This window comes from Lysinibacillus composti, from assembly GCF_016908465.1.
GTDB classification, from domain to species: Bacteria; Bacillota; Bacilli; order Bacillales_A; family Planococcaceae; genus Ureibacillus; species Ureibacillus composti_A.
This window is the reverse complement of sequence record NZ_JAFBDY010000036.1, coordinates 1-24,217: the sequence shown is the minus strand read 5'-3', so window position 1 is coordinate 24,217 and position 24,217 is coordinate 1. Positions and strand designations below refer to the sequence as shown.

Below are 24,217 nucleotides of genomic sequence, written 5' to 3'. Positions count from 1 at the left end.
CTGTTCGTTCTTATAACTGCTTAAAACGCGCTGGTATCAATACGGTATTAGAGCTTGCTAATAAGTCAGAAGATGACATGATGAAAGTTCGTAACCTTGGTCGTAAGTCATTAGAAGAGGTTAAAGCGAAATTAGAAGAGCTTGGTTTAGGATTACGTAAAGAAGACTAAGCTAGTGAACATTTTCAACTAGATCTGAATATAAAGGAGGGAACATCCATGGGTTACAGAAAACTTGGACGCACAAGTTCTCAACGTAAAGCGTTACTACGTGATTTAGCTACTGACTTAATCATTAACGAACGCATCGAAACAACTGAAGCACGTGCGAAAGAATTACGTTCTGTTGTTGAAAAAATGATTACTTTAGGTAAGCGTGGAGATTTACATGCTCGTCGTCAAGCGGCTGCATTTATCCGTCGCGAAGTAGTAACAACAACTGACGAAGAAGGTAACGAATCAACTTCATTTGCACTTCAAAAATTATTTAATGATGTTGCACCACGTTATGTAGATCGTCAAGGTGGTTACACTCGTATCCTTAAAGTAGGTCCTCGCCGTGGTGACGGTGCGCCTGTAGTTGTAATTGAATTAGTTTAATTCTATTCACTCGAGTTTTCTCGAATGAATTACTCTTTCAAATTTAACATACGGCACTAGAGGGTGTCGGTTCATCGGTGAATCTGACCCCTCTTTTTTTCAAATATAATGTTTTTTAATAATGATTTATACGACAATAATTAAGCTTGAGCGTTATAATGAGCGAGCACTTTTAGTGCGGCGTCTCGTCTAGCTCTCCGCACCTCATTCACAAGGACACGGAAATGAGCAGCCGTTGTTCTTATTATTAAATGTAGTGATTTTAGCGCATTTCTCTGAATGAGGTGCGCGCTTTTTTATTATTTTAAAAGTGGTAGATCTATACATTTTTAATATATTTTTATACATACGAAACCTTTAATTTGTTGTTAAATGCTAAATACGTCACTTAGCTATAACAACTTTTTTATTTATATATAAAACTAAAATATGTGTAGTGTACTTCTATAATAAGATGAATCGACTATTTCAATGTAGAACGTATCTTAGTTTTTTATATAAAATAACAACGTTAAATAGTTTGAATTTTGTGGCGTTGTGTTGTAAAACAGTGTAATTTATTAGTAGAGATAGAGAAGAGAGGAGCCTAGAAAGTGAACGAAATTTTATCGTTTAACAATGTGAGCTTTTCCTATACACCTGATATTAAAGATTCTAGAAAAGCAGTAGACAATGTATCGTTTTCTATAAATGAGGGTGAATGGATTGCAATAGTAGGTCATAATGGTTCTGGTAAATCTACATTAGTGAAACTTGTTTGTGGATTACTTTTTCCGCAAGATGGGGAAATACGTGTTATGCAAAATGTCCTTACAGAAGATAATCTTTGGGAAACCCGTTCATCCATCGGCATGGTTTTCCAAAATCCAGATAATCAGTTTGTTGGAGCAACAGTTCAAGATGATGTTGCTTTTGCTTTAGAAAATAATGGTGTACCGTTTGAAGATATGGTTGAAAGAGTACATTTATCATTGAAACAGGTGAAAATGGATAACTTCTTAAATCATGAACCACATCATTTATCAGGTGGTCAAAAACAACGTGTGGCTATTGCAGGAGCATTGGCAATGAGACCCAAACTTCTTATTCTCGATGAGTCGACTTCTATGCTTGACCCCCAAGGAAGAGAAGAAGTGTTGCAAACTGTACAAACGCTACGTGATGAAATAGGATTAACGGTCCTTTCCATCACACATGATGTAGAAGAAGCGTTATTAGCTGATCGCATTTTATTTATGAACGCTGGGAAAAAGTATGCTGAAGGTACTCCTCAAGAAATATTTGCTTTAGGCGATAAACTAGTGGAGTTCGGATTAGAACTTCCATTTGCAACAAGAATGACAAACTTATTGCAATCAGAAGGTGTTCAGTTAGTTGGACAACATATGACAGAAGAAGAGTTGGTGAATGATTTATGGACATCAAACTTCAACAAGTAAGTTACGCTTATTCAATGGGAACACCATTTGAAAAGTTTGCTTTATTTGAGGTGGACTTAGATATTCCTTCTAAAACTTATCAGGCTATTATTGGACATACAGGCTCTGGAAAATCAACGGTCTTACAGCACTTTAATGGTCTTCTAAAGCCTTCAAAAGGTGAAGTACATATTGGAGATCGAAAAATAGAGGCTGGCAAGAAAGCGAAAGAGTTAAAATCGGTTCGCCAAAAGGTAGGAATTGTATTTCAGTTCCCTGAACATCAACTGTTTGAGGAAACGGTTTTAAAAGATATTATGTTTGGTCCGATGAACTTTGGTATTTCAGAGGAAGAAGCTGAGAAAAGGGCACGTGATTTAATACACCTGGTAGGGCTACCAGAGCATGTTTTGGATAAGTCACCGTTTGATCTATCGGGTGGACAAATGCGGCGTGTAGCGATTGCTGGCGTGCTTGCAATGGAACCTGAAGTAATCGTATTAGATGAACCTACTGCTGGGCTAGATCCTCGTGGACAGAAAGAAATAATGGACATGTTCTACACTCTCCATAAAGAACGAGGATTAACGACAATTTTAGTAACCCACAGTATGGAAGATGCAGCACGTTACGCAGACCGCATATCAATTATGCATGAAGGGCGATGTGTATTAAGTGGCACACCTCGTGAGATTTTCGCTGATAGTGAAACACTTGAAAGCTACCGATTAGAGCTACCGCGTATTGTGAAATTCCAACGTAAAATTGAAAAGATGATTAATCAAAACCTATCGAAGATTTGCTTAACTGAAGAAGAGTTATCTGAGGAAATTGCCCACGCGTTAAGAGAGGGGCGTGATCAGTCATGATGGAAAAAATGATTTTTGGTCGTTATATTCCTGGGAACTCGTATGTTCATACGTTAGATCCTCGGTCAAAGCTTGTTTTCGTTTTTGCGTTTATTATTATAGTTTTTCTTGCAAATAATGCGGTAACTTATGCGTTGCTTTTGGCTTTTACCCTACTTGTGGTACTTCTATCTCGTATTCGATTATATTTTTTAATTAATGGCTTAAAACCAGTCATTCTATTATTGGTGTTTACGTTTATAATTCATATTTTATTTACAAGAGAAGGCGATGTTATTTTAGACCTTGGCTTCTTAAAAATTTATGAAGAGGGTTTAAAACAAGGGATCTTTATTTCCATTCGATTCTTAGTTCTTGTATTTATGACTTCTATCTTGACTTTAACTACATCACCAATTTCAATTACGGATGGTATTGAAGTGCTCTTAAATCCGTTAAAGAAGGTTAAGTTGCCTGTTCATGAACTTGCATTGATGATGTCAATTGCACTTCGTTTTATACCAACTTTGATGGATGAAACAGATAAAATTATGAAGGCTCAAATGGCACGGGGTTCTGATTTAAGTGCTGGACCGATGAAAGATCGAATCAAAGCTGTTGTTCCTTTACTAGTTCCTCTGTTTGTAAGTGCATTTAAACGTGCAGAAGATTTAGCAACTGCCATGGAAGTACGAGGTTATCGTGGTGGTGAAGGACGTACAAGATATCGTCAGTTAAAATGGGATTGGAAAGACTCACTTTGTTTAGCAACATTAGTGTTATTTGCTGTTTTACTATTTATTTACCGCAGTTAAAAGAGCAAGGAGAAGGTATTTGAAAATGAAGCGTTTAAAAGCAACGATTAGTTACGATGGGACATTGTTTTCTGGCTATCAAGTACAACCCGGAGAAAGAACGGTGCAACTTGAAGTAGAACAGGTACTAATGAAAATGCATAAAGGGGATAAAATAAGTGTAACTGCAAGTGGTCGCACAGATGCTCGGGTTCATGCAACGGGACAAGTCATTCATTTTGACACACCTTTAGTTATTCCACCAGATCGTTATCAAAAGGCGCTTAATGTTCAATTACCACGTGATATACGGGTTTTAAATGTTGAAGAGGTATCAGATGATTTCCATGCGCGTTTTAGTGTAACAGGAAAACGATATCGCTACATATGGAGTACAGAGCTAATTCAAAGCCCCTTCCGAAGACATTATGCAGTTGAAACTAACGGTGTTAAGCCAAATGTGGAGGAAATGAATAGAGCAGCTCAATTTATTGTAGGCACTTATGACTTTTCTAGTTTTTGTGCGGCAAATACAAGTGTGGTTGATAAAGTAAGAACAGTTCATTCATTAGACTTTGAGTGGCATGGTGAAGAATTACATATGATAATTGAAGGTAAGGGTTTCCTCTATAACATGGTTAGAATCATTGCGGGGACACTTTGGGATGTCGGAATAGGAAAACGTGAGGCAAGTAGTTTAAAGTCAATCATTGATGCTAAAGACCGCTCAAAGTCTGGGAAAACAGCCCCAGCACATGGTTTATACCTTGAAAAGGTATTTTACTAATGCCGAATTTTAAAACGCTTGTAAGCCTTAATTTGGGGCTCTAATTGGATGTGGACTCTTCTTTGAAATAAGTAGTCAACTTCTCCAGGTGTTTTATCTTTTTTCTTGACTTCCCTTGTAAATTATTATAAGATGACATATGGTATTTTCATTACCACCACTAAATAAGCCCCGAAACTTATAAGTGTATAATAATGAAAAATAACGGTAATTGAATCGATTAGGAGGACATATAAATGCGTACAACATTCATGGCTAAAGGTCACGAAGTAGAGCGTAAATGGTTAGTAGTAGACGCAGAAGGCCAAACTCTTGGACGTTTAGCTTCTGAAGTAGCTGCTATCTTACGCGGTAAACATAAACCAACATTCACACCAAACGTAGACACAGGTGATTACGTTATCGTAATCAACGCTGACAAAATTCACTTAACAGGTAACAAATTAGAAGGTAAAATTTATTACCGTCACACTCAATTTGCTGGTGGTTTAAAAACACGTACAGCTGGCGAAATGAAAGAAAAATACCCAACACAAATGATCGAATTAGCAGTTAAAGGGATGCTTCCTAAAAACTCTTTAGGTCGCAAAATGTTCGGTAAACTAAATGTTTATGCAGGAGCAGAACATCCACATGCAGCACAAAAACCAGAAAGCTATACGCTTCGCGGATAATTAATTAGAGGAGGATATACCCTTGGCACAAGTTCAATATATCGGCACAGGTCGCCGTAAAAGCTCAGTAGCTCGCGTACGTTTAGTACCAGGCGAAGGTAAAATTGTTATCAACAACCGTAACATCGAAGACTACCTACCATTCGAAACTTTACACTTAATCATCAACCAACCATTAGATGCAACTCAAACTAAAGGTAGCTATGATGTATTTGTAAACGTAAACGGTGGTGGATTCACAGGTCAAGCTGGAGCAATCCGTCATGGTATCGCTCGTGCTTTACTACAAGTTGACCCAGATTTCCGTCCAGCACTTAAATCTGCAGGTTTACTAACTCGTGACCCACGTATGAAAGAACGTAAAAAATACGGTCTTAAAGGTGCTCGTCGTGCGCCTCAGTTCTCAAAACGTTAATTTTGGGCATACAAAACCTCCAACCATTTTGGTTGGAGGTTTTTTTTATGCCTAAAAGTTGTAATAAAACTGTTGTTTGTTGACCCCCGAAGGAAATATGAATATTTTTTAAGTTTACAGAGGTGGTATACTCTAAAATGAGTTGTGTAAAGATTGGTAATTAGGAACGAAATACACTTTGTTAAAAGGGTTAAATATATGAACAAAAAAAGGATTCCATTGCAAACAAAAATATTAGGACTAATTAGTACGCTAATACTTTTCATTGTTTTTCTTCTCGCAAGTATATTTGCATACATGCAATATACTGATGCAAAGGCTCAAGTAAAACAATTAGCATTACAATCAGCTTTGACCATTTCTCTTATGCCAGAACTAAAAGAATCAATTAAGGGAAATGAATTAGAGACTCGTTTTCGTCCAATTGCTGAACAGGTAATAGATCAGGTAAATGCAGAAAATATCATCATTGAAAATTGGGAAGAGATTATTTATTCCCATACGAATCCAGGTCAAGTTGGTAAGGAAAATTTTGACCATACAAATAAACATGCGTTAATTTTTGGAGGTTCCAATAACTTTGAAGTGGAACGAGAGAGGGGGGGCGTTCTAATTGGGAAGGTTCCCATAATTGAAGACAATGGAGAATATACTCATGTCGTTGGAACAGTTTCAGTTGAGTTTTTAAAAAAAGATATATACCAAAATATTTATAGCAGAATTAAGACGATTCTCATTGCCTCATTAATCGTTTTAATTTTAGGAATCATAGGTGGTATATTTCTATCCAAAAGCATTAGGAAAGATACAATGGGGCTTGAGCCACATGAAATTTCCTCATTATATAAAGAAAGAAGTGCGATTCTTTTATCAGTTAAAGAAGGCATTATTGCTTTCGATCGAAATGGTTTATTAACTTTAATAAATCATTCTGCAAAGTCTATGTTAAATCTTTCGAGGGAGGATTTTATCGGTCAACACATCCAATTTGTCCTCTCAAATATAAAAATAGATGATGTGTTACAAAAGGGTAAATCCATTCATAATGCTGAGGTAGTAATTAGTGATAAAGTTTTTATCTTTAACTTTATACCAATAATTGAAAGTGAAGACGTAGTGGGTGTAGTATCTAGTTTCCGCGATAAAACAGAACTAAAAAAGCTAATTGATACAATTTCAGAGGTTCGTGAATATTCAGAGGGGCTTCGTGCACAAACACATGAGTACGCAAATAAATTATACTTATTATCAGGGTTAATACAATTAGAAAGATATCAGGATGCATTTGAATTTATCCAAAAAGAATCTACCATTCATCAGCATCAAAACCGAATATTATTTAATCAAATTCATGATATAAATGTTCAAGCAATCTTATTAGGAAAACTGGGAAAAGCATCAGAAAAGAAAATTACTTTAGAAATTGATGCAAATAGTTATGTAGATCCTTTACCGAGTCACATAGAAGTAACAGATATCATTACAATCATTGGTAATCTTATTGATAATGCATTTGATGCAATCGCGCTTCAGCAGGAAAAAAAGGTTAGTTTTTCAATTACGGGAATTGGTAACGATATTATCATAGAAGTTACTGATAATGGAAAAGGAATTCCTGAGGACTTGTTAGATTCCTTATTTTCTATAGGTTATTCTTCAAAAGGGAAAAATAGAGGATATGGTTTATTTAATGTAAAACACATTGTAGAATCCTTAAATGGGATGATTGAAGTCAATAATGGAGAAAATGGAGGGGCCATTTTTACGATATATCTTCCCAAAAAGGTATAGGTATGAAGTAAGGAGAGGGATAAAATGATTAAGGTTGTCATTGCAGAAGATGACTTTCGAATTGCACAAGTGCAAGAACAATTTTTACAAAAGGTGCCAGGGGTAGAGGTTGTTGATAAGGCGCTAAATGCAAAAGAGACAATGGAAATACTAAGCGAGAATGAAGTTGATTTGCTTTTTCTAGATATCTATATGCCTGATGAATTAGGGACAAATTTGTTATCAAAAATTAGAGGGAACTATCCGACAATCGATATTATTATGGTGACTGCTGCAACAGAAAAAACGATGCTAGAGACTGCTGTTAGATATGGTGTAACTAACTATCTATTAAAGCCAGTAACAATGGAGAAGTTTGTAGAAGCCGTTGAAGATTATAAAAGGAAGAAAAAACTACTAAGTCATAGTAATGAGGTAGACCAAACATTGATTGATCGATACTTTGGAAACGCCAATCAATCAACAGTAAGTCAAAAAGATCTCCCTTCAGGTGTTGACCGTCATACTTTAGACAAAGTGAAAAGGGTAATGGAAGAACTTGATGGTGGTATTTCCATCGAAGAAATGGGCGAAAAGATTGGGGCTTCTCGAACAACTGCAAGAAGGTATTTAGAGTATCTAGTTTCGATTGATGTTTGTAGAGCAAAACATGAGTATGGAGTTGTAGGAAGACCTGAAAGAAAATATTATTACAATTCATAACAAGGTACATATGAACATCAAAATGTAATCGAGGTATGAACAATGCGAATAAAAATAATCGTCGTTTTCACGGTTGTTGTCATGCTTTGTATCGGTTGTACAAAAGAAGAGGGGCAAGATGCGATTACTGATACAGTAACAATTATTGCTCCGAGCTCTTTTGGTGGAGGATGGGACAAAACAGCGAGGGCGATACAGGATATTTTAAAAACGGAAAATATAATAGATGAGGATATTTATGTACTGAATAAAATTGGTGCAGGTGGAGAGTTAGGGTGGAAATATACAAAACAACAAGATAAGCATGTATTAGCTATGAACTCAAGTTTGCTCATTACCAATCATTTGTTAGGTCAAAGTAAGTTAACCTATAAAGATTTTACACCTATCGCTACTTTGGCTACTGAATGGAATGTTGTAATTGTTTCGAAGGATTCAAAAATTAACAGTGCCAAAAGCTTAATGGAAAAATTGAAAGAAACACCTCATGCTTATAAAATAGGTGTCTCTCCAAGATTAGGTAATGATGATCAGATTTCATTTGTATTAGCGAGTAAACAAGCTGGAATACAGCCTGAAGAACTTGATTTTTTTGTATATGAAAATAGTGGACAAGTAGTTGAAGCACTATTAAAAAATCAAATAGATGTTGCTACGATGACTCTATCGGAGGCAAAAAAATATTATGATTTAAATCAAGTGAAACTGCTAGTAATCTCATCTGATGAAAGATTAAAAGAGCTTCCGGAAATCCCTACATGGGCAGAAGAAGGAATTGGGATAGTATTTAAACATTGGCGTGGTATTATGGGGCCTCCTAATATGTCGAAGGATGAAATCGAGTTCTGGGATCGGACTTTTGCAAAAATGGTAGAAACTGAAGAATGGAAGCAAACTTTAGAAAAGTATATGTGGGAAGACTTTTATATGAATAGCAGAGAAACTTCTCAATTTCTTGATGAGGAAAATAGGAAATATGAAAAACTAATGGGATTATATTAAGAAGACATTAAATATTGGACAAGTAGGCAAGTGTATATTTGAAGTAATCCTCGTGAGGGTATCAGCTGTTATTAACGATCATTTTTAGATATAGATATTCAATAAAATTTTACTTAGGTTGACTTTTGAGACATATGTGTTAACCTCTCAACCGCGCCATTCAAGATGGTAGAGAGGAAATACATAATCGAAGGTTAGCCTCTTCTTTTTTTCTAAAAAGTAAGTTTGACAGATAGATATCTCATCATAAAGAATTGAAGAGAACAGTAAAAATAATGTAAGTTCCCTCTTATTTGCATCTAATACTTTTCGTGAACAAAATGTACGAAATAGATTCAAAGAAATTAATAAATATTAATTTGAAAACGATTACATTTGCTCGAAAGTACTTTATTATAGGGCGTAATATTCTAAAAATTATTTATTTATTGAATATAGTAAATAATTTTTATTAAGCAATTGGGGGGGAGTATTATGCTAGCAATTTTAGGCTTTGCAATGATAATAGTATTTATGATTTTAATCATGACAGGTCGACTTTCGGCAATGATTGCTTTAATCATTGTTCCAATCGTTTTTGCAATAATGGGTGGGTTCGGTAGTGAAATGGGTCCTATGATGTTGGATGGGATTAAAAGTGTAGCACCAACAGGTATCATGATTTTATTTGCAATTCTATTCTTTGGCATTTTAATTGATGCAGGAGTATTTGATCCAATCATTAATACGATTCTTAAGTTTGTAAAAGGGGATCCTGTAAAAATTGCTGTTGGAACAGCAATTTTAGCTCTTATCATTTCTTTAGATGGCGATGGTACGACTACATATATGATTACAATTTCTGCATTTTTGCCACTTTATAAACGAATTGGCATGAGACCAATTGTCTTAGCAGGTATTGCGGTTTCAGCTTCAGGTGTAATGAATCTTTTACCTTGGGGAGGACCAACTGCAAGGGTTATGACGGCTTTGAATCTTGAGATGTCCGAAGTTTTCACACCAGTAATTCCTGCGATGATTGGAGGCGCTCTCTTTGTTCTGTTTATGGCATTTATGTTTGGAAGACAGGAAAGAAAGAGAATTGGTGTAGCAGAAGTTGACTATCAAGCGATTGCTCAGATGGCAGCTACAGTAGAGGATGATTATTTAAAACGTCCAAAATTAATTATCTTTAACTATGTTTTAACGATTGCTCTGTTAGTAGCATTAATCTCAGAGTTAATGCCACCAGTTGCATTATTCATGCTTGGTTTTGCAATTGCGATTACTATAAACTATCCAAATATAAAAGAACAAAAAGAACGTGTGGCGAATTATGCTGATAATGCTTTATCAGTTGTTTCAATGGTTTTCGCAGCAGGTATTTTTACAGGAATTTTATCGGGGACTTCGATGGTAGATGCAATGGCAAACTCTGTTATTCAATATATTCCAGATGCATTAGGTCCTCGCTTCGCTGTCATAACAGCTATACTAAGTGCACCGTTTACTTTCTTTATGTCCAATGATGCCTTTTACTATGGAGTACTTCCGTTACTTGCTAAGGCAGGAGCAGTATATGGCATTGATCCTGCTTTTATTGGTAGAGCGTCACTTTTAGGAATGCCAGTACACTTATTAAGTCCGCTTGTTCCATCTACTTATCTATTAGTAGGGATGGTAGGAGAGGATTTTGGTAAATTACAACGTATCTTCTTAAAGTGGGCATGTGGCTCAACACTCGTTATGATAATCATCTGTGTAGTATTAGGGATTTTCCCTCTTTAATACTATAAGATATATAAAACATAATAATTAGAACATATTTTATATACACCGAATAAGTTAAGTAGATGTGCATAAGAAACTTGCGCATCTATCTTTTTAAAAATTAAAGTAATCACATTTTAGTGTAGATATAAATGATGATATTTCTAATTAGAATACATCATTAAACATGTTTTCCCCTACTTTAGGACAATATAAAATTAAAGGAGGGATTTACATGGCTCGAAGAAATCGAAATAAAATTTTAGTTCCAGAGGCTCGTGAAGGGCTTGACCAATTAAAGGCAAAAATAGCCGGCACAACGAATCCGGAACAAGCAAAATTTGAAATTGCTGAAGAAGTAGGAGTTCCACTAAAAGAAGGATATAACGGAAAACTTACATCTGAACAAGCTGGTAAAGTTGGCGGTAAATTAGGTGGTAATATGGTGAAAGAACTTGTCAGAATGGCGCAAGAGAACTTAAATAAAAACCAATAGTGCTTTAATGGCGAGTCCGAGTTCTAATAGTTCGTTATGATTACTCTCAACTATATGGTTGAGGGTTTTTTTGTGCAAAACTGTAATGAAGATTTGTGTTAACACGTTTTGTTCTAGTTCGGTCAAAGATAAGCAAAGGCACTAAATGAATACTCTTTAAATTATTACATTACATAGGTTCTAGGAAAAGAAGGGATGGACAAATCTGAAGGAGTATTTTAAAGAAAGAGCATTTTTGTACATATAAAGCTTTATCCTTAGTCATTGGGCTACCGATAAGTGGCCTTTTTTTGGAACTGTTGTCATGACTAGCAAATTCCTTTAATTTATTTTGGTACCGATTATTGGTGAATAGCGTCTCTTTTAATAAGTGTAAATGAAAATGGAGTAAAAGGAGAAGAGAGAGATATGAGGTATCTTTATTTAAGTATTTACTTAACTTGTATACTTTGTTCAATTTTAGCGTTTGCCCTCACGAATTATTCAACAATACCACCTGAGGCTTATGTAGGGGGAAATGGTAACCTAGGAATCATACCGGTTGTTTTTGGGATGCCTTTTATACTGTTTTTTATGGTCCTGACGATTATTTACGGCTATCAATGGATGTTTAATAAACTAGACGTAAAGAAAATGGCAATCATCTCAATCGTCAGTTTACTGGGTATAGCTATAATTTCTATAATAACTTGGATTAAAGCAAAACAGATGGTCGTATTACTGAAAGAGGTGCATCCTATTTATAGCGAAGTGGATAATGTACCAATGCTCTCGATTAATTCTAATGCAGTCTTCTTTAATATATGGACTTTTATTGCTGTAATTCTCCTATGCTTACTTATTAGTAGTTTGATGGCAAGAAAGGACAGAGTAAAAATACTCAACAAAAAGGGTGGTTAATATGTGTGGTAGGTTTACGTTGTTTACAACATTTGAGAAACTAATCGAACATTTTGAGATCCAACAGGCATTTGATGAAGCGTTATATCATGAAAGTTATAACATTGCCCCAACACACCAAATAATCTCCATTATTAATGACGGCACAAAGAATCGAATGGGTTTTCTAAAATGGGGGTTGGTTCCATCCTGGGCAAAGGACGAAAAGATGGCTTCGAAAATGATTAATGCTCGCGCAGAAACGGTAGATGAAAAACCTAGCTTTAAAAAATCATTTTATCAACGACGCTGTATTATCCCAATGGACTCATTTTATGAATGGAAACGAGAAGGTAAGACGAAAAGACCGATGCGTATAAAAATGAAGGATGATTCTTTGTTTGCAGTAGCTGGTCTATGGGATACGTGGCTTTCACCTTCAGGACAAGCGATTCACACATGTACAATTTTAACAACAGAACCTAATGCATTAATGGCAAATATACACGACCGGATGCCTGTTATTTTATCGAAAGAACAGCAAGCATTATGGTTAGACCCACGTGTGAAAGAGCGTGACCAACTGAAGTCATTATTGGTTCCATTTCCAGTAGATGAAATGACAGTATATGAGGTATCGGATCTAGTAAATTCTCCTAAGAATAACTCGAGGGAGTTAATTGAAAAAGTCGGTTAGGAATTAAAAATTAGGAACTCTCTTCTTATTTTGAGAAGAGAGCCCTATTACGATCGTGGAGAAAGCCCTATTTAAAAGGATTCTTCCACTCCATTAATACCCCGTAATTCAACGACTCTTCATCATCTAAGTAATTTTCAATAACAGCGATAGGAAGTCTACCACATTTAAGTAAAAAGGTAATGACGGGATCTTTCAACTGTCCAGACAAGACTGCTTTTAGGTAATCATCTGCTTTTAGTTGATTTGCATGTTTGTGGTACCCAGGCATTCGACTACCCCCAAGTAATCGGTCCAACCCCCTTTCTATGACAACTTGATACATCGACTGCATCATAATTTTTCCTAGTCCTAGTGACCGATATGATGGACGAACACTAATATCAACAATATATAAAGTATTTCCCTTAGGTTGATGGTTAGTTATATAGCCTTCGTCAGTTATTTCAGCCCAAGTATGTGATGGATGTGTAGGGTCAAAATCGACACAAACGCCTGTTAAGGAACCGGCTAATTTCCCGTCAACCTCTACGCATAGAGCTCCTTCTGGAAACAACGTGACATGATTCGTTAATTGTTCTTTATTCCACCATAATTCAGAAGGGAAAGGAGGGGGAAAGCATTCGGACTGTATGTCAATCATTTCACCAAAGTCATTTGCAGTATAATTCCGGATGATTATTGAAACTGGTTTTCCTTTATCAAATAACAGCTGTTCACTTCGATACACCCATGTCTCCTCCTCGCCAATTGACTTACTCCCAATCAGTATATAAATCAACACGTCTGTCACGCCAAGTAGTAACAGAGCCTTTTTCTCGTACTTGATATAATAATTCCAAATCCAGATCAGCAGTAATCAACATATCATTATTGATTTCCCCTTCAGCTAATAAACCTTTAGGAGGGAAAGGAACGTCATTTGGTGTGATAATAGCTGCTTGCCCAAAATTTGCACGCATAAAGTCAACAGTCGGAAGAGCCCCGATTGTGCCAGTTAAGACGACATACACTTGGTTCTCGATTGCACGGGCATGACTTGTATAGCGAACACGGTGGAATCCATGACGATCATCTGTACATGAAGGACAGAAAATAACATCAGCCCCTTTTGCTTTAGCCATACGTACGATTTCAGGGAATTCAATATCGTAACATGTGAGAATGGCAATTTTCCCTTTCTCAGTTTCAAAGATTTCTAACCCTTCCCCCTTAGACATATTCCATTCGTGTACTTCTGTAGGGGTAATATGAAGTTTTGCTTGTGTTCCAATTTTTCCATCAGGATAGAAAAGATGGGCGGTGTTACGTAAATGACCTCCTACTTCTACCACATGTGTCCCAGCAATAATATGCACATTATACTTCTTGGCAAATGTAGTAAAAGCTTGGTGATACTTTTCTGTAAAACTTGGTAAGTCATTAATAGTTAACGTTCTCCCGTTTTCTTTTATGGACAGTAATTGAGTTGTAAAAAACTCTGGGAATAAAATAAACTCTGTGTCAAATTCTAAGGCCGCCTTAATATAATGCTCGCATTGTTCTACAAATTCCTCAAATGAATGAATTGTGTGTAAATGGTACTGAACTGCTGAAACTCGTAACTTCATAAACAACCCTCTTTTTCTAATTTTTTCGATAATTATATTATAAGGAAAGATTGCTCCATACTACCAAGTAAATGTTAAAATCATCTGTAAAATTCTAAAAAATAAATTGTAAATTCGTATACCGGTGTATACAATTGTATACTAGAGGTGACTGAATAATGAAAAGAGACTTAAATGAGCAAATGTCTAATGAGGAGTATTCAAGTGAGAGAACTCCTCATGAACGACGTGGTAGAGGAGAGCGAGGAGCGAAAACCTTCAGACGTGGAAGAGCACTTGCATTTTATGAAAAATTATTAGTTAAACGGGATACACTCAGGCAACAATTAGAATCTCCTGAATTCCAATCTATTCAAACTGTGATAGCGGGTGAATTGAAGGCAACTGAAGCAATCATGAATGATTTTAAAGCCGCCTTCGAGTTAGATGAAATTTCTCATTCTGGTTGTGAAAAGAAAGATTAGTAAAGATTTGTATCTATAGAAAGAAGGTACACCATGCAGGCTGTATTATCCTTAAAGAAATATATAAAACCATATATGGTCTTCGCAATTATTGCCCCTTTAATGATGGTGCTAGAAGTTGGGATGGATTTGGTTCAACCGACAATTATGCAACACATTATTGATTATGGGATTGCACAAGACAATACAAGCTATATTATTAAAATGTTTGGATTGACTGTACTATGTGCATTTTTAGGTTTGCTAGGCGGAGCAGTTTGTTCTATTTATGCCTCAAAAACAGCGGTTAACTTTGCAGCAGATATTCGTCAAGATTTGTATGAAACCATTACTTACTTTTCAAATAGTAATAAGGACCATTTTACACTTGGGAAACTCATTACCAACATAACGAGTGATGTAGAAATGCTACAAAGGGCACTAACAATGTTATTAAAGGTTTTCGTCAGAGGGCCACTAACATTTCTTGGTGCTATTGTAATTGTATTTCTTACGGCACGTGAGTTATTTCCGATTTTATTAGTTGTCGTACCGATCTTAGCATTTTCCATCTATTTTTTCACCAAAATATCAGGGAAGTTATTTTTAAAAGTGCAAGAAGCGGTGGATGCGGTTAACACGCGGGTGCAAGAAAATTTAGCAGGGATCCGTGTCATTAAGGCATATAATCGCAAAGACCATCAAATTGATCAATTCAGATCAGTAAATGAAAAATTGATGAAGCGAAATATTACTGCCGATCAAATTATAGGGATTTTAATGCCCCTAACTGCTTTTGTTGTAAACATGGGTATTATTGCAGCCCTATGGATGGGTGCCTTTAAAGTAGAAAATGAAAGCATTGAAGTCGGAGTTATTATCGCATTTATCAATTATTTAATGATGATAATGGGAGGATTAATGAGTTCTTCCAATGTACTCATGCAAATTGCGCGGGCAGTACCGAGTGCAAAGCGCATTGTTGCAGTTCTTGAAGAAAAGCCAGAGATTACAAATAGCGAATCTCCTGTGAAATCGTCTATCAAAGGAACAGTTGAATTTGAAAATGTTCATTTTGCCTATAATAAACAAAATGAAGCCGTTTTAAAGAACATCTCCTTTAAAGTAAATTCAGGAGAAACAATTGGAATTATTGGGATGACTGGGAGTGGGAAGTCTACCATCGTAAATTTGATTCCTCGAATGTATGACACTGACCAAGGGCTTATTAAAATAGATGGTCGACCTATTTATCAATATGATTTAGAAACATTACGCGGGGAAATTGGATTTGCACCTCAAAAGGCAACATTATTTTCTCGAACAATCGAAGAAAACGTGAAATACGGAAACGATGAGGCAACAACAGAGGATTTAATCGAGGCATTAGAATCCTCTTGTGCCTACGAATTTGTTGAGAAATTGGATGAACAAGAGCAATATTTGATTACCCAAGGTGCTACAAATCTTTCGGGAGGTCAAAAACAACGACTTGCAATGGCCCGTGCCTTTATCCGTAAGCCGGCTATTCTAATTCTGGATGATACAACGTCTGCTGTTGATAGCATCTCTGAAAAGCGCATTCAAAGGGCAATTACAGAAAATTTTAAAGAAAGTACGAAGTTTATTGTTTCATCAAAAATTTCATCTATTCGACATGCTGATCAAATTTTAGTATTAGAGGATGGATGTATTGTAGGGCAAGGAACGCATGAAGAGTTGCTTGAAACAAATACAACCTATCAAGATATTGTTTCAACACAATTGGTAAGGGGAGGGACTTTACATGAATAAACCAACAGGAAGACAAGTTGGACCTCCCTCCCTAGGAAGACATCCAGGACCAAGATTTAACGGACCTGCAGAAAAAGCAAAAAATCAAAAAGCGACGCTCTTGCGAATTTGGTCGTATTTGAAAAATCAACGAATCGGCATTGTCAGCTCTGTATTCTTTGTGATTGTGTCATCGATATTAAGTTTAATCGGACCATTATTCATTGGTTTGATTATTGATGAACATATTTTAAAGCTAGATATTGATGGAACGATTCGTATGGTGTTAATTCTAGCAGCGATTTATATAATTTCTGCAGTATTTACATGGCTACAAACATACGTAATGATTCGAGTGTCACAAAAAACAATTCAACAATTACGCCAACATCTTTTTGAGAAGTTCCAATCACTTCCGTTATCAATTTTTGATAAGCGACAACAGGGTGATTTAATGAGTCGTATGACAAATGATGTTGAAAATTTAAATGCCGCCCTTTCACAAAGCGTTATTCAAATTGTGTCTACCATCTTAACCGTAGTAGGAACTGGAATTGCAATGTTTTATTTGAATTGGGTGTTAGCGGTAGTGACGTTACTTGTTATTCCAATCATTGTTTGGTCGACGAAACAAATTATTAAACGCAGTAGTAAAAATTTTGTCATGCGCCAAAAAGATTTAGGAAATTTAAATGGTTACATTGAAGAAACAATTTCCAACTCAAATATTACAACGTTATTTGGGAAAGAAATGCAAACAATTGAGCAATTTAAAAAAGCAAATGAAAAACTACGAGCTTCTGCTTTAAGTGCAGATATTGCATCTGGCTTCCTCGGTCCAGTTAATAACTTTATTAATAACTTAGGTATTGCGTTAGTCATCGGTGTTGGTGCATTAATGGTAGTTGGGAATGTCGGTGTATCAATTGGAGTGATTGCTTCCTTCGTTACTTATACAAGACAGTTTTTCAGACCAATTAACCAATTGTCTAACTTACTAAATACATTCCAATCAGCAATCGCTGGAGCAGAACGTGTTTTTGAAATCTTAGATGAGCAAAATGAGGTTGCAGACGTACCGGATGCCATCACAAAAAATCATTATGATGGAGAAGTTGAATTTAGAAATGTTGATTTTTATTATCAAAAGGATAAACCAGTACTGAAAAATATCTCATTTCGTGCAAAAGCTGGTGAAACCATTGCATTAGTTGGGCCTACAGGATCTGGTAAAACAACGATTATACAATTGCTTAATCGCTTTTATGATGCAATGAGTGGAGAGATACTAATCGATGGTAATGAGATTAATCAATATAAAATGGAAAACTTACGTGATCATATAGGTGTTGTTCTTCAAGATACGTATTTGTTCTCTGGAACGGTTCGTGAAAACATTCGTTATGGGAAGTTAGATGCGACAGATGAAGAGGTTGAACGCGCGGCTAAAATTGCTTATGCACATAGTTTTATAAAATACCTACCACAAAAGTATGATACGATGCTTAGTTCGGGTGGGATGAACTTGAGTCAAGGTCAGCGTCAGTTAATAGCGATAGCCCGAGCGATTATCGAAGACCCAGATATTCTGATTTTAGATGAAGCAACTTCCAGTGTAGATACAATGACTGAGGTCCAAATACAAAAAGGATTAAATAATTTGATGCAAGGCCGTACGAGTTTTGTCATTGCCCATCGTTTAAAAACTATTGAAAATGCAGATCAAATCCTTGTCATTAAAGATGGAGCAATTCTAGAACAAGGAAATCACGATAAATTGATGAAAAATAATGGTTTTTATGCCTCCCTACAGCAACAACTACAGGTTCAATAATTAGTCCATCTCTTGATTTAAAAATTAGAAATTACATTTTAAAACGTCTTTGTAGTTTACGCATACTAGTCCAATTTGGAGCGTATAGTAGTGCAAAAGGTTGCAAAAGGCGGTGTAGTATTTTTGAAACGGTGGATTGCACTAATAGTTATTTTGATTTGTTGTGTGATTGTGGTTATTTATGAAACAAGCGCTTCTGACAGACGTTTCTTTTTACCAGAGCCATTAGGTGGCGTTAAGATTGTTCTGGATGCGGGTCATGGGGGGATTGATGGCGGGGCTTCGGCAGAAAATGTGATTGAAAAAGATGTTACTCTAGCAATTTCAGAGAAGGTTGAACATCAGTTAAAACGTTTAGGGGCAGAAGTTGTCATGACGCGTACAACTGATGGAGATGTTCTAGCCGAGCATGCCCCAAATGAGGAATTCCCAACTTTGCGTGAGCGTAAAAAACAAGATATTTTTCTACGTGAAAACATAGTAAAAACAAACAAGCCAGATATTTTTATAACAATTCATGCTAACGCTATTCCAGAGGAAAAATGGAGAGGGGCTCAAGTCTTTTACCATAAGGATGGACACGCTGATAGTGAACCGTTGGCAAAATCAATTCAAGCATCTATTAAGGAAACATTAGAAAATACAGAGCGAGAAGCTTTGGCTATTAAACAAATTTACTTATTAAAGAAAGCGGAAGTGCCTGCTGTGCTTGTGGAAACAGGTTTCTTAAGTAATCCAGAAGAACGTTCATTGTTATCAGATGAAAAATATCAAGATAAAATGGCAGACGCAATTGTAGAAGGAATTGAAAATTACGTAAATATGGAATATGAGTGATGCTTTGTTTCTTAGCTTAAAAGGAATTAATAGTCACTTAAATTAACCGTAATTTTTTACTATCACTATTAATAAATGATATATATCCTAAACCATTCACGAATTTTGTGAATGGTTTTTTTATTTTAAATTTAATGCAGTCATCGAACTGGCTAATGCGGCTCTTGGAGAATAAGCTTAATTAAACGCTAAATAATAGAGAATAGGGCGATTTCAATTGCTTTATTCTCTTTCTTTTTCTAGATAGTAAAATTAAAAAACTGGTAAAACTAAAATAAGTAAGTAAAGGATGGAGTGTGTGTGAATGGTAAAAATGCATTCTGGCAAATTAAATTATGGTGTTGGAGTTGTGATTGTATTAATGATAGGAGTTATTCTGCTTCTTGGTTCGCGGGAAATAGAAGCGGAACCAGCAATTGAAATGTCTCCAAAGATTTTTGCACACCGTGGGGCAAAAGACCGCTTTAATGAAAGTACTCTATCCTCCTACGAGATAGCTGCCAATGACAAGGTAGATGCCCTTGAATTAGATTTACGGATGACAAAGGATGGCGCGTTAATCGTGATGCATGATGCAACGATTGACCGAACAACTAATGGTTCGGGTAAAGTAAGTGACCTTACCTTAGAAGAAGTAAAGTCATTTTCGACAGAGGGTGAATTTAATAAAAAGGTATTGAAAGAGGAAATTCCAACTTTGGAAGAGGTTTTAAAGAAATTTGGTGGAACTCAAAGTTATTATATTGAAACTCGTCTTGTGAATGGTGAAACAATAATGGAAAAGCCGATGATTGAATTATTGAATACTTACCAATTGATAGTGAATAATAAAGTACTTATCCAATCCTTTTCAGAGGAAAGCTTAGAAAGGGTTTCAAGCCTTGCTCCACAGGTACCCTTAACATTGTTATTTAGAAAAGGTAAATTTGATTTAGAAAAAGCGTTAACAGTTCCATACGAAGCAGTTGGAATTGAATCGTCAGATGTGACTATAAATATTGTCAATGCACTGCATAAAGTTGGGAAAGAGATACATGTATTTTTTAATAATCCGAAAACCATGTTGGACGAGCAAAAGCGGATGAAAGAACTAAATATAGATGGATATTTTACGGATAACATTACTTATACAAAAGAGCTTTTAAACAGATAGTCTAGTCCAACTTTTAACGGTAAGTGCAAAGTAGTTAAAACATTTGAATAAAGTGATATACTAACATTGGAATTTAGAATAGGGGAGTGTTTTAAGTGATAAATGAACAAAAGGTCCGTGAAGTATTAGGACAAATACAAGATCCATTTTTACATAGATCGTTAGAGGAAACTAACGGAATTGTTAGTATTTCTGTAAAAGAAGAAAAGAACCACGTTAGTGTAAGAGTTGCCATTGCTAAGACAAATACACCTGAGCAAATGCCATTACAAATGAAAATTGTGGAAGCGCTTAAAGAAGCAGGTGCTGCTACTGTAGGAATACGCTTTGAAGAGTTAGCACCGGAAGTACTAGAAAGTTTTAGAAGTAAAGCAACAGTTACAGAGACGCATGATTTACTTTCCCCTTTATCAACAGTCCAAGTGATTGCGATTGCTTCAGGTAAAGGTGGCGTAGGGAAATCTACAGTATCAGTTAACTTAGCTGTAGCTTTAGCTCGCCAAGGTAAAAAAGTCGGGTTAATTGATGCCGATATATATGGTTTTAGTGTACCAGATATGATGGGCGTGCAAGACATGCCGGTTGTAAAAGATGAGCGCATATACCCTGTTGAACGTAAAGGAGTAAAAGTAATCTCAATGGGATTCTTCGTTGAAAACAATGCTCCAATTGTTTGGCGTGGACCGATGTTAGGGAAAGTGTTAGACCAATTCTTCCGCGATGTAGAATGGGGAGAAATTGATTACTTACTATTAGATTTACCACCAGGTACTGGGGACGTAGCACTTGATATTCACCAAATGTTACCTACTTCAAAAGAAATTATTGTTACAACACCACACCCAACTGCTGCTTTTGTTGCGGCTCGTGCTGGTTCAATGGCATTACAAACAAATCACGATATTCTTGGAGTAATCGAGAACATGGCTTGGTTCGAATCCAAAACAACAGGCGAGCGTGAATACGTATTTGGTAAAGGTGGAGGTCCAAAACTAGCAGATGAGTTACGTACTGAGCTATTAGGTCAAATTCCACTTGGACAACCTGATTGGACTGAAGAAGACTTCGCTCCATCTGTTTACGCTGAAGACCATCCAACAGGTAAAACTTATTTAGAAATCGCACAAAAAGTAATCGAAAAACTAGCGAAATAAAAGAAAAGCGGATTGCAAAATGCATGCAATCCGCTTTTAAGTGTATTTTGTTGAAAATAAACGTTAGCCTCCACTACTACTTTCACTGCCACCACCGGAATCACCGCCACCACTTTCGCCGCCAGAATCACCGCCACCACTTTCTTTGCCAGTTTCAGATGAAGCTTCACCACTCTTCTTAATTAGCTCTTGCCACTTTGTTTGTAGGAGTGGATTTTCAATTGTTTCCATAACGACTTCTTCCATTTGCTTTCTTAGTTTTGCACTTTTTAAAACAGTCTCAAGCTCTTTTTGCATATCTGATTGGCCAAAAAATTTAACTAAATCTTCTTGGTAGGACGAATCTTTTATGAGTGCTTTCATAATTTCAGTTTGCTGATCCTTCATACTCTTAGCAAGTTCTTCTTTAAATTTAGGATCTTGAAACTGCTTCTTCCAAAACTCTTCCGCGTCTTTTGATAATAAAGTATCACTAATAGCCTTTTGAACTTCATCATGTTCTAATACAACTAGATCACGTATAGATGGATCTTCCAATAATTTTCGAAGTGAGTTTTTACCTTCCTCTGTTTGGATAGCATCGATTACAATTTTTTTCATCTCATCGTAAGACGGAGTGGCAGTAGGGGCATCGGAACAACTAGCAAGTAATAAGACGGCGAGTAATATGGTTGATAAACGATTTAACATAAATTTATCTCAGTCCTTTCTTAAAGGCTCTCTTTCAATTATTGTTCACATTCTTGCTCATAATATGTATGCGATTGTAACGCGGATTAGCTTTTTTATGTGTCGATTGTTAGAATATAACTAATTGATATCTAAGATGGAGGACATTTTGTCGTGACAATACGCAATTGGGTTAAATTTTTTATAATGTGTATGATAATAGGTGGAGGCGTAACTGGAGTTTTTGGATTAATCATTCGCTGGAACTTTTTCCAACCTTACTTGGCATCAGGTGAAATTGGTGAATTTATTGCAGCCTTTTTATGGATGATTTTGTTAGGGTTTACAATGAGTGTAATCGCACAAGCTGGTTATTTTGGTTATCTAACATTACATCAAGTAGGAATTAACATATTTAAAACTTTAACATTATGGAATTGGGTTCAAGTATTGTTAATTATTATACTTCTTGTGGATTTGGTTATTTTCCGATTCGCACCAGGAGCCGAATCTTTTAAGGATTGGCTATTTTATGGAGCATTATTAATCGTATTAATAGCTGCCTCTATTGCAACAGCAATGAAAAAAGTGAAAATGACTGGAAAGAAACATATATTAATTTCATCCATATTCTTTATGATTGTCATCACATCACTAGAATGGATTATCGCTTTAATGGGTAGACAAGGTAATATCGATACATATGTAGCACTATTACTGTTCCCGTTATTGGCGGTTAATGCGTATCAATTATTAGCATTACCTAAATATAATGAAAAATCCGAAGAAGATCGTAAAAAGTTAGAAGAGCGAAGAAAAGCACGCCAAATAGCGAAACGAGCATAGAAGTAAGGATGTAAAAAAGCTATTACCAAGTGATTTATACCTGGTAATAGCTTTTCTTGACATAAAGTAAGCTGAAAAAATAGAACATGTTATATTTATTTAAGGCAATTTTTTAGATTTAATTGAGTAACCAAAAATATTTTCCTCAATAGATATAAACTTTTGTTTTTTAAGAAGCTCATTTAATTCGTCAAACTTAAGATGTGATTTTTCATTTAACTTCAATGAGATAATAGCACCTTTTGTATTTGGAAATGCATCGTCTTTTGAAAGGATAAAAGTTGGGGAGAGTAAATTAATCTCCTCATTAAAAACGCCCTTTTGTAATTCACCAGGATATTCGTAGTCTGAAGTCATAAACCATAGTGGTTTACTTTCAAAATGCTTTTCATAAATTGAAAGGTCCTTTTTAAAGGACTTAAATGTATAGTCTTGTTTGCCTTGTCCACCAAGCAGCCCCACCGTAATATTTTTTTGTTTTATTAATTCCACCATTTCTGGCGAGCGGTCAATCCAATTCGCATCTAACATAAGTAATGGGTAGGGTTGTTTTAAGGACTGAAGCCATTCCTTTAACCCATCGTGCGAAAAAGAGATCTCGACAATTAAAGATTGTCCATAATGACCTTTCGATATGACAACTGGTTCATCAGACATTTTAAATACAGAAATAATCGAATTCTTTTGCGGATAGAAGAAAAAAGTGACTATGAGGGCTAAAATCAGTGTTATTAACGTTTTACGGATCATTTATTTTCCCCTTTATAGACGATTTTTATTAATGAAAAATTAGATTCTCATAAAAACTTATGAAATCATGTTGACTTTCATGAATAAATGGTGCTATTATAAAAAAGTCGCTGTTACATAAAACGACAAAAACAGACATGAACCTTGAAAACTGAACAACAAAACGTTAATGAAATAAACGTTTCTTTTAAATAAGAAACAGAATTTTGGACATCAAAATTGATGCCAGCTAAAATTTGAGCTTTATCAAATTTTCTTTTATGGAGAGTTTGATCCTGGCTCAGGACGAACGCTGGC

The 24,217-nt window shown here is 35.8% G+C and carries 27 protein-coding genes; 22 read left to right on the top strand and 5 right to left on the bottom strand.

Going from position 1 to position 24,217, the window contains the following annotated elements:
• The 15 genes from JOD29_RS19490 to JOD29_RS19420 all read left to right on the top strand — a co-directional run.
• Positions 1–170: DNA-directed RNA polymerase subunit alpha C-terminal domain-containing protein (locus JOD29_RS19490; RefSeq protein ID WP_275579669.1), on the top strand; the 170-nt coding region annotated here is incomplete at its 5' end.
• Positions 171–218: 48 nt separating this feature from the next.
• Complete coding sequence (rplQ, locus tag JOD29_RS19485) at positions 219–599, top strand: 50S ribosomal protein L17 (RefSeq protein WP_124766191.1); 381 nt, start codon at positions 219–221, stop codon at positions 597–599.
• A gap of 593 nt (positions 600–1,192) precedes the next feature.
• Positions 1,193–2,038, top strand: coding sequence for an energy-coupling factor ABC transporter ATP-binding protein (locus JOD29_RS19480; protein WP_124766192.1), 846 nt, complete (start codon positions 1,193–1,195; stop codon positions 2,036–2,038).
• Positions 2,014–2,886 carry an energy-coupling factor ABC transporter ATP-binding protein gene (locus JOD29_RS19475; RefSeq protein WP_124766193.1) on the top strand — a complete coding sequence of 291 codons (873 nt, stop codon included), beginning with the start codon at positions 2,014–2,016 and terminating at the stop codon, positions 2,884–2,886. Before JOD29_RS19480 ends, JOD29_RS19475 begins: the two co-directional genes overlap by 25 nt.
• On the top strand, positions 2,883–3,680 hold the full coding sequence (locus tag JOD29_RS19470; protein ID WP_124766194.1) for an energy-coupling factor transporter transmembrane component T family protein: 798 nt from the start codon (positions 2,883–2,885) through the stop codon (positions 3,678–3,680). Before JOD29_RS19475 ends, JOD29_RS19470 begins: the two co-directional genes overlap by 4 nt.
• Before the next feature lie 25 nt (positions 3,681–3,705).
• Entirely contained in the window at positions 3,706–4,446 is a 741-nt protein-coding gene (gene truA / locus JOD29_RS19465) for a tRNA pseudouridine(38-40) synthase TruA (protein ID WP_124766195.1), read from the top strand.
• Positions 4,447–4,682: 236 nt separating this feature from the next.
• A complete protein-coding gene (rplM, locus tag JOD29_RS19460; protein ID WP_124766196.1) occupies positions 4,683–5,120 on the top strand; it encodes a 50S ribosomal protein L13 in 438 nt (145 codons plus the stop codon).
• 22 nt (positions 5,121–5,142) lie between these two features.
• The gene (gene rpsI / locus JOD29_RS19455) at positions 5,143–5,535 is read left to right on the top strand and encodes a 30S ribosomal protein S9 (protein WP_124766197.1); all 393 of its coding nucleotides are present in this window, start codon (positions 5,143–5,145) and stop codon (positions 5,533–5,535) included.
• A 198-nt stretch (positions 5,536–5,733) separates the two neighbouring features.
• Entirely contained in the window at positions 5,734–7,326 is a 1,593-nt protein-coding gene (locus JOD29_RS19450; protein ID WP_124766198.1) for an ATP-binding protein, read from the top strand.
• Positions 7,327–7,350: 24 nt separating this feature from the next.
• The gene (locus JOD29_RS19445; RefSeq protein WP_124766199.1) at positions 7,351–8,028 is read left to right on the top strand and encodes a response regulator; all 678 of its coding nucleotides are present in this window, start codon (positions 7,351–7,353) and stop codon (positions 8,026–8,028) included.
• A 42-nt stretch (positions 8,029–8,070) separates the two neighbouring features.
• A complete protein-coding gene (locus JOD29_RS19440) occupies positions 8,071–9,030 on the top strand; it encodes a tripartite tricarboxylate transporter substrate binding protein (protein ID WP_192894242.1) in 960 nt (319 codons plus the stop codon).
• A gap of 474 nt (positions 9,031–9,504) precedes the next feature.
• Complete coding sequence (locus JOD29_RS19435) at positions 9,505–10,797, top strand: CitMHS family transporter (protein ID WP_124766200.1); 1,293 nt, start codon at positions 9,505–9,507, stop codon at positions 10,795–10,797.
• Between the two features lie 217 nt (positions 10,798–11,014).
• The gene (locus JOD29_RS19430; RefSeq protein WP_124766201.1) at positions 11,015–11,275 is read left to right on the top strand and encodes an alpha/beta-type small acid-soluble spore protein; all 261 of its coding nucleotides are present in this window, start codon (positions 11,015–11,017) and stop codon (positions 11,273–11,275) included.
• Between the two features lie 408 nt (positions 11,276–11,683).
• Positions 11,684–12,175: a hypothetical protein gene (locus JOD29_RS19425; RefSeq protein ID WP_124766202.1), complete on the top strand. Its 492-nt coding sequence runs from the start codon at positions 11,684–11,686 to the stop codon at positions 12,173–12,175.
• Position 12,176: 1 nt separating this feature from the next.
• Complete coding sequence (locus JOD29_RS19420) at positions 12,177–12,851, top strand: SOS response-associated peptidase (RefSeq protein WP_124766203.1); 675 nt, start codon at positions 12,177–12,179, stop codon at positions 12,849–12,851.
• A 67-nt stretch (positions 12,852–12,918) separates the two neighbouring features.
• Here the strand turns inward: JOD29_RS19420 and JOD29_RS19415 are convergent, their stop codons facing one another.
• A complete protein-coding gene (locus JOD29_RS19415; protein ID WP_240033625.1) occupies positions 12,919–13,581 on the bottom strand; it encodes a GNAT family N-acetyltransferase in 663 nt (220 codons plus the stop codon).
• 25 nt (positions 13,582–13,606) lie between these two features.
• Complete coding sequence (locus JOD29_RS19410) at positions 13,607–14,461, bottom strand: carbon-nitrogen hydrolase family protein (protein WP_124766204.1); 855 nt, start codon at positions 14,459–14,461, stop codon at positions 13,607–13,609.
• Between the two features lie 158 nt (positions 14,462–14,619).
• Between JOD29_RS19410 and JOD29_RS19405 the strand changes: the two genes are divergently transcribed.
• The 6 genes from JOD29_RS19405 (at position 14,620) to JOD29_RS19380 (ending at position 21,655) form a co-directional block, all read left to right on the top strand.
• The gene (locus tag JOD29_RS19405) at positions 14,620–14,925 is read left to right on the top strand and encodes a 2-keto-3-deoxygluconate kinase (RefSeq protein ID WP_239585824.1); all 306 of its coding nucleotides are present in this window, start codon (positions 14,620–14,622) and stop codon (positions 14,923–14,925) included.
• Positions 14,926–14,958: 33 nt separating this feature from the next.
• Positions 14,959–16,698 (top strand): ABC transporter ATP-binding protein, encoded by a 1,740-nt coding sequence (locus JOD29_RS19400; RefSeq protein WP_124766205.1) that lies wholly within the window; start codon positions 14,959–14,961, stop codon positions 16,696–16,698.
• Positions 16,691–18,511, top strand: coding sequence for an ABC transporter ATP-binding protein (locus tag JOD29_RS19395; protein ID WP_124766206.1), 1,821 nt, complete (start codon positions 16,691–16,693; stop codon positions 18,509–18,511). Before JOD29_RS19400 ends, JOD29_RS19395 begins: the two co-directional genes overlap by 8 nt.
• A 123-nt stretch (positions 18,512–18,634) precedes the next feature.
• Positions 18,635–19,348: an N-acetylmuramoyl-L-alanine amidase CwlD gene (gene cwlD / locus JOD29_RS19390; protein ID WP_124766216.1), complete on the top strand. Its 714-nt coding sequence runs from the start codon at positions 18,635–18,637 to the stop codon at positions 19,346–19,348.
• 304 nt (positions 19,349–19,652) lie between these two features.
• Positions 19,653–20,501, top strand: a complete 849-nt coding sequence (locus tag JOD29_RS19385) for a glycerophosphodiester phosphodiesterase (protein WP_124766207.1) — start codon at positions 19,653–19,655, stop codon at positions 20,499–20,501.
• A gap of 95 nt (positions 20,502–20,596) precedes the next feature.
• Positions 20,597–21,655, top strand: a complete 1,059-nt coding sequence (locus JOD29_RS19380; protein ID WP_124766208.1) for an Mrp/NBP35 family ATP-binding protein — start codon at positions 20,597–20,599, stop codon at positions 21,653–21,655.
• Between the two features lie 63 nt (positions 21,656–21,718).
• On the opposite strand, the gene gerD is transcribed toward JOD29_RS19380, so the two are convergent.
• Complete coding sequence (gene gerD / locus JOD29_RS19375) at positions 21,719–22,345, bottom strand: spore germination lipoprotein GerD (protein WP_124766209.1); 627 nt, start codon at positions 22,343–22,345, stop codon at positions 21,719–21,721.
• 153 nt (positions 22,346–22,498) lie between these two features.
• Between gerD and JOD29_RS19370 the strand changes: the two genes are divergently transcribed.
• Positions 22,499–23,170, top strand: a complete 672-nt coding sequence (locus tag JOD29_RS19370) for a KinB-signaling pathway activation protein (RefSeq protein WP_124766210.1) — start codon at positions 22,499–22,501, stop codon at positions 23,168–23,170.
• A 99-nt stretch (positions 23,171–23,269) separates the two neighbouring features.
• Here the strand turns inward: JOD29_RS19370 and JOD29_RS19365 are convergent, their stop codons facing one another.
• Both JOD29_RS19365 and JOD29_RS19360 read right to left on the bottom strand, forming a co-directional pair.
• On the bottom strand, positions 23,270–23,920 hold the full coding sequence (locus JOD29_RS19365) for a hypothetical protein (RefSeq protein WP_124766211.1): 651 nt from the start codon (positions 23,918–23,920) through the stop codon (positions 23,270–23,272).
• A 113-nt stretch (positions 23,921–24,033) separates the two neighbouring features.
• Positions 24,034–24,217 (bottom strand): hypothetical protein (locus tag JOD29_RS19360; protein WP_205101742.1); only part of this gene is annotated, 184 nt, incomplete at its 5' end.

Excerpts from the sequence above, each read along its gene's own strand:
- JOD29_RS19470 (WP_124766194.1), top strand. The coding sequence starts at position 2,883 with ATGATGGAAAAAATGATTTTTGGTCGTTATATTCCTGGGAACTCGTAT.
- JOD29_RS19435 (WP_124766200.1), top strand. The coding sequence starts at position 9,505 with ATGCTAGCAATTTTAGGCTTTGCAATGATAATAGTATTTATGATTTTA.
- JOD29_RS19475 (WP_124766193.1), top strand. The coding sequence starts at position 2,014 with ATGGACATCAAACTTCAACAAGTAAGTTACGCTTATTCAATGGGAACA.
- JOD29_RS19425 (WP_124766202.1), top strand. The coding sequence starts at position 11,684 with ATGAGGTATCTTTATTTAAGTATTTACTTAACTTGTATACTTTGTTCA.
- JOD29_RS19440 (WP_192894242.1), top strand. The coding sequence starts at position 8,071 with ATGCGAATAAAAATAATCGTCGTTTTCACGGTTGTTGTCATGCTTTGT.
- JOD29_RS19385 (WP_124766207.1), top strand. The coding sequence starts at position 19,653 with ATGGTAAAAATGCATTCTGGCAAATTAAATTATGGTGTTGGAGTTGTG.
- truA (WP_124766195.1), top strand. The coding sequence starts at position 3,706 with ATGAAGCGTTTAAAAGCAACGATTAGTTACGATGGGACATTGTTTTCT.
- JOD29_RS19410 (WP_124766204.1), bottom strand. The coding sequence starts at position 14,461 with ATGAAGTTACGAGTTTCAGCAGTTCAGTACCATTTACACACAATTCAT.
- rplQ (WP_124766191.1), top strand. The coding sequence starts at position 219 with ATGGGTTACAGAAAACTTGGACGCACAAGTTCTCAACGTAAAGCGTTA.
- JOD29_RS19420 (WP_124766203.1), top strand. The coding sequence starts at position 12,177 with ATGTGTGGTAGGTTTACGTTGTTTACAACATTTGAGAAACTAATCGAA.
- JOD29_RS19405 (WP_239585824.1), top strand. The coding sequence starts at position 14,620 with ATGAAAAGAGACTTAAATGAGCAAATGTCTAATGAGGAGTATTCAAGT.
- JOD29_RS19400 (WP_124766205.1), top strand. The coding sequence starts at position 14,959 with ATGCAGGCTGTATTATCCTTAAAGAAATATATAAAACCATATATGGTC.
- JOD29_RS19365 (WP_124766211.1), bottom strand. The coding sequence starts at position 23,920 with ATGATCCGTAAAACGTTAATAACACTGATTTTAGCCCTCATAGTCACT.
- JOD29_RS19450 (WP_124766198.1), top strand. The coding sequence starts at position 5,734 with ATGAACAAAAAAAGGATTCCATTGCAAACAAAAATATTAGGACTAATT.
- JOD29_RS19430 (WP_124766201.1), top strand. The coding sequence starts at position 11,015 with ATGGCTCGAAGAAATCGAAATAAAATTTTAGTTCCAGAGGCTCGTGAA.
- JOD29_RS19445 (WP_124766199.1), top strand. The coding sequence starts at position 7,351 with ATGATTAAGGTTGTCATTGCAGAAGATGACTTTCGAATTGCACAAGTG.
- JOD29_RS19395 (WP_124766206.1), top strand. The coding sequence starts at position 16,691 with ATGAATAAACCAACAGGAAGACAAGTTGGACCTCCCTCCCTAGGAAGA.
- rplM (WP_124766196.1), top strand. The coding sequence starts at position 4,683 with ATGCGTACAACATTCATGGCTAAAGGTCACGAAGTAGAGCGTAAATGG.
- gerD (WP_124766209.1), bottom strand. The coding sequence starts at position 22,345 with ATGTTAAATCGTTTATCAACCATATTACTCGCCGTCTTATTACTTGCT.